At 50.8% G+C, this 1,609-nt stretch carries 1 protein-coding gene and 1 pseudogene; both read right to left on the bottom strand.

What is annotated here, in order from left to right:
• The coding region (locus tag CVD23_RS21520) for an RHS repeat-associated core domain-containing protein (RefSeq protein ID WP_257988623.1) at positions 1-453 on the bottom strand (453 nt) is incomplete at its 3' end.
• Positions 450-1,609: pseudogene (locus CVD23_RS22150) on the bottom strand (RHS repeat protein); the annotation flags it as partial. The gene CVD23_RS21520 and the pseudogene CVD23_RS22150, both read right to left, overlap by 4 nt.

Below are 1,609 nucleotides of genomic sequence, written 5' to 3'. Positions count from 1 at the left end.
TGAATAGCTGTTGCCATTATAACGAGGGATACCTCCAGCTAACCCGTTATAATTTGCTCTAGCCATGGCAATCAATTCTGCCAGGGTTGGCGCTGGTGGTGGTGGCGGTGCTGTAACTGGTCCTCCCCCTCCTGATCCTCCGCTTCCGCCTGTGCCTCCTCCAGTTCCACCTGACCCCCCAGAACCTGGTTTTGGTTTAGGTGCTGGTGGCGATGGTGTGCTTCCGCCATTCCCTCCGCCCGTTGGTGGTTTCGGTTTCGGGATGCAATACGTATCGTCTGAATCACTCGTCGTTTCACAATGTCCTGATGGATCCGTAAAGTTGACCGGATTGTTATGGACATAGCTGTACCGGTTCAAAGTCAACGGCTGGTTCGACCATCCTGCAAATGTGTCCATCGTGGTGAAGCGGCCTTCATTCGGGCTGTACCATCTTGAGCCGAAATCGATCATCCTGCTTTCGCATCATACGATTTTCCGGTGAACCCGACGGCGTTGTATGGGGCCGCCATATGGCTGAACAGGTTGCCGAACGCATCATAGCTGTACGACGCCCGTTTTTCTCCGCTGCGGTCGGTCACATCCAGGATGTTGCCGAGGGCGTCTTCATGGTAATACAACAGTCCGCCTTTGGACTGGACATTGCCTTCATACCCTTCCTGCTTCCGGCCGTGATACCCGAACATCTTCCGGGCAATGGTGTGGTCTGATCCCTGGTAATACTGGGCGAGCGGCTGTCCGTGTTCCCCGTATTCTTTCAACACATTGAGTCCGTCATACAGGTATTGGGTCGTTTCTTCGTAAAACGGTTTGCCCTTCCACTTTTTCAGGCTGTTTTTCTCTCCATCGTACCACTTGCCCCAATCGTCCCATTCATCCCAATCTTTCCAATCATCCCAGTCTTCCCGGTTGCTCCAGCCCCAGCCGTTTCCTTTCCTGGACAGGTGGTAATAGCCCTGGGTCCTGGAGGATTTTCTTCTGAGCGCGTCATACTCATACTCCACTTGCGAGCCGTCCGGGTAGTACACGCCTTTCAAGCGGTTGTCGGTCGCGTAGTCGTACTTGATCGTGCCTTCCCTTGTTTCCTTTTCAACGAGGTTGCCGTTGGCATCATAGTAATACTTTTTGTCGCCGGTTTCCACAAGTTCATTCAATTCATTATAACGGTATTTCGTAATTTTGCCGTCTTCATTTTGTTCAATCCGGTTGCCTGCCTCATCATATTGATACTTCGCTTTCCGGATTGGCTTCTTCACATAGTCCGGCTTTTCATTGAATGGATGGTCATCATCCCATTCGTAAAAATCGTCCCAGTCTTTCGGGCCTCTGCCGTCTCCATAGTACTTTTCGGATTTTCTATTTTTAGATCCTTTGTCATCACGATCGTCATCGTTGTTGTCTTCTTTGTCATCATCATCGTCGTCATCATCACGGTTGCCGTTGTGACGGTCATCGTCATGCGAACTGGCATTGGCCAGGTTTATTTCATATGGATCTCCCTCGATTTCTCTCGCGGATGCTTTCGATCCGCCAAAGAAGTTGGCGATTTCATCCCAGAGGCTTTTGAAAAAGTCGGCGATCGCTTCCGCAATGGCGTTCAGCTTTTCTT

The sequence above is a fragment of the Bacillus sp. V33-4 genome (assembly GCF_002860225.1).
GTDB classification, from domain to species: Bacteria; Bacillota; Bacilli; order Bacillales; family Cytobacillaceae; genus Bacillus_BJ; species Bacillus_BJ canaveralius.
Note: the sequence above shows the minus strand (reverse complement) of the source record. Positions and strands in the feature narration are given on the sequence as shown.